Annotated in this window: 4 protein-coding genes; all 4 read right to left on the reverse strand. The window is 60.4% G+C overall.

The window, feature by feature from the left end:
- Nucleotides 1–217 (reverse strand): helix-turn-helix domain-containing protein (locus tag A3764_RS14610; protein ID WP_150121435.1); only part of this gene is annotated, 217 nt, incomplete at its 3' end.
- 134 nt (nucleotides 218–351) lie between these two features.
- A complete protein-coding gene (gene pcaF / locus A3764_RS14615; protein ID WP_009804213.1) occupies nucleotides 352–1551 on the reverse strand; it encodes a 3-oxoadipyl-CoA thiolase in 1200 nt (399 codons plus the stop codon).
- A gap of 2 nt (nucleotides 1552–1553) precedes the next feature.
- Nucleotides 1554–2474: an electron transfer flavoprotein subunit alpha/FixB family protein gene (locus A3764_RS14620; RefSeq protein ID WP_009804214.1), complete on the reverse strand. Its 921-nt coding sequence runs from the start codon at nucleotides 2472–2474 to the stop codon at nucleotides 1554–1556.
- Complete coding sequence (locus tag A3764_RS14625) at nucleotides 2474–3232, reverse strand: electron transfer flavoprotein subunit beta/FixA family protein (protein WP_067951706.1); 759 nt, start codon at nucleotides 3230–3232, stop codon at nucleotides 2474–2476. Before A3764_RS14625 ends, A3764_RS14620 begins: the two co-directional genes overlap by 1 nt.
- Between the last annotated feature and the right edge of the window lie 78 nt (nucleotides 3233–3310).

Below are 3310 nucleotides of genomic sequence, written 5' to 3' on the forward strand. Positions count from 1 at the left end.
TTGCATGATGGATACGATTGTTTGGAGGTTTGCCGCGCGCCTTATGTCGGATCGCTGAGGCGCCATCCTGCCGGTATCGCTTGAGAAGCCGGAACACTTGCCGCCTTGTCAGATCCAGCAGGTTTGCCGCATTGTCTACCGTCAGCCGACTATCATCGACCTGCGCCAAAACCTCAACGCGGTTCAAATCGCGCTCGCTCATCATAACCCATCCCATGTCCACTCATCCTCGCTATCGTATGCGAGGAGAGTGACACTTCTGAATTGCTCATGGGTGACATTATCGCTTTGCGCGTACAGCCAAAAGTCGCATAAGAGAACTTATGTTAGTTTTGTGGTTGTCGCGGCACCTCAGACAGCTTCGAGCGCGATTGCAATCCCCTGTCCCACGCCAATACACATGGTCGATAACGACTTTTCTCCAGGTTTGAGGTCCAGCATCGCTGAACCAGTGATGCGGGCACCTGACATGCCAAGCGGATGGCCGAGAGCAATAGCGCCGCCGTTCGGGTTCACGCGGGCGTCATCATCCGCGATCCCCAGGTGCCGTAGTGTGGCCAGACCCTGCGAAGCAAAGGCTTCGTTAAGTTCGATTACCGAGAAGTCTTCTTGTTTCAGTCCAAGTCGCGCCATCAGCTTTTCCGACGCCGGTGCCGGCCCGAAACCCATGATGCGCGGTGCGACGCCCGCGGTTGCGCCGCCCAAGACCCTTGCGATCGGTGTGAGGCCAAATTTTTTTGCGACGTCGCTGGTGGCAAGGATCAATGCTGCGGCACCATCGTTCACGCCCGAAGAATTCCCAGCGGTTACAGTGCCGTCCGCTTTTACGAAAGTTTTCAGTTGGGCGAGCGCTTCCAAAGTCGTACCCGCGCGAGGGTGTTCATCCTGTACGACGATCTTTGGCTCCCCCTTTCGCTGAGGAATCTCTACCGGGACAATTTCACGGGCCAAACGACCGTTCGCCATGGCATCTCTCGCCTTTCGCTGCGAACGCATGGCGAAGGCATCTTGGTCGGCGCGGTTGATGCTGAAGTCTTCCGCTACGTTTTCGGCCGTTTCAGGCATGCTGTCGACGCCGTATTGACTCTTCATCTGTTTATTGACGAAGCGCCAGCCGATGGTGGTGTCTTCAGCAGAATTTTCGCGCGAGAATGCAGTTGTAGCTTTTGGCATCACAAACGGAGCACGAGACATGCTTTCCACACCGCCAGCAACAATGAGATCGGCTTCTCCAGCTTTGATCGCGCGGGCGGCTGTGATTACGGCGTCCATACCCGATCCGCACAACCGGTTCATCGTCGTGCCAGGGACACAATCCGGAAATCCCGCGAGTAGCAGCGACATGCGTGCGACGTTGCGGTTGTCCTCGCCCGCCTGGTTGGCGCAGCCGAAAATCACTTCGTCAATGGCCGCTAGATCTAGCTTCGGGTTTCGGCTGGCCAGGGCCCTGAGTGGGATTGCACCAAGATCGTCGGCTCGCACAGAAGAAAGCGCGCCGCCATAGCGACCAATTGGTGTGCGGATGTAATCGCAGATGTAGACGTTTGTCATTCTTAGAGTGCCTTTGTCATATCCGGGACGGCGTCGAGCAGGTCTGCGACCAGGCCGTAGTCGGCGACCTGGAAGATCTGGGCCTCTTCATCCTTGTTGATGGCGACGATGACCTTGCTGTCCTTCATGCCTGCAAGGTGTTGAATTGCCCCGGAAATCCCGACCGCGATGTACAGCTCGGGCGCCACGACCTTGCCGGTCTGGCCGACCTGCCAGTCGTTCGGTGCGAACCCGCTATCCACCGCCGCGCGCGAGGCGCCGACCGCCGCGCCCAGCTTGTCGGCCAGGCCCTCGATGATCGCGAAGTTCTCCTCGGAACCGACGCCGCGACCGCCCGAGACCACGATCTTGGCCGAGGTCAGTTCCGGACGATCCGACGCCGCGACCTTGTCCTCGACCCAGGCGCTCAGGCCCGCGTTGCCGGCCGCTGCGATGGCCTCGACGGCGGCCGAACCACCCTGGCCAGCCGCGTCGAAGGCGGTGGTGCGGACGGTCAGTACCTTCTTGGAATCGTTGGACTTTACCGTCTGAATCGCGTTGCCCGCGTAGATCGGGCGTTCGAACGTGGACCCGTCCACGATGGCGGTGACGTCCGACAAAACCATCACGTCCAGCAGCGCCGCGACGCGCGGCAGGATGTTTTTCGCGCTCGCCGTGGACGGAGCAACGATATGTTCATAATTGCCTGCCAGGCTGACCACCAGATCGGCGACCGGCTCGGCCAGGCCGTTGGCATAGGCGGCGTCATCCGCCACCAGAACCTTTGCCACGCCGTCGATCTTCGACGCGGCCTCGCCTGCGGCAGCGGGGCCCGCAACCAGAACGGTCACATCGCCCAGCGATTTGGCAGCGGTCACCGCCTTGGCGGTGGCGTCCAGCGCCAGTGCACCACCGGCGATTTCTGCAAGGAGAAGAACAGCCATTACACGATCCCCTTTTCTTTCAGCTTCGACACCAGCTCGTCGACCGAGCCAACCATTTCCCCGGCCGAACGCGCGGCGGGCTCTGCCGTCTTGACGACGGTCAGGCGCGGCGTGACATCGACGCCGAAATCGGCGGCGGTCTTTTCGTCCAGCGGTTTCTTCTTGGCTTTCATGATGTTGGGCAGCGAGGCGTAGCGCGGCTCGTTCAGGCGCAGGTCGGCGGTGACGATCGCCGGCAGCTTCACCTTGATGGTCTGCAGACCGCCGTCCACTTCGCGGGTCACGACGGCATGCTCGCCCTCGATCGCAACCTCAGAGGCATAGGTCGCCTGACCCCAGCCCAGCAGCGCCGCCAGCATCTGGCCGGTCGCGTTCATGTCGTTGTCGATCGCCTGTTTGCCCGCGATCACCAGGCCCGGCGCCTCGGCGTCGATCACGGCCTTTAGGATCTTGGCCACCGCCAGCGGCTCGATATCTTGGTGCACGTCGTCGGCGGCCACGACGAGGATCGCCCGGTCCGCGCCCATCGCCAGCGCCGTGCGCAGCGTTTCCTGCGCCTGTTTCACGCCGATCGACACGACGACAAGCTCGTCCGCCTTGCCCGCTTCCTTCAGACGGATCGCCTCTTCAACCGCAATCTCGTCGAACGGGTTCATCGACATCTTCACATTCGCGAGACCAACTCCGCTACCGTCCGCCTTAACGCGAACCTTCACGTTGTAACCAATTAGGTGTTTTATAGGTGCAATTATTTTCATTGGCGTTTATCGTCTTGGAAATTTGCAATGGCAGTAACGGCCCGGGTTCCAGGCCGTTACTTGGGATGTGTCTCTGTC

This window comes from Sulfitobacter sp. HI0129, from assembly GCF_001635395.1.
GTDB lineage: Bacteria > Pseudomonadota > Alphaproteobacteria > Rhodobacterales > Rhodobacteraceae > Sulfitobacter.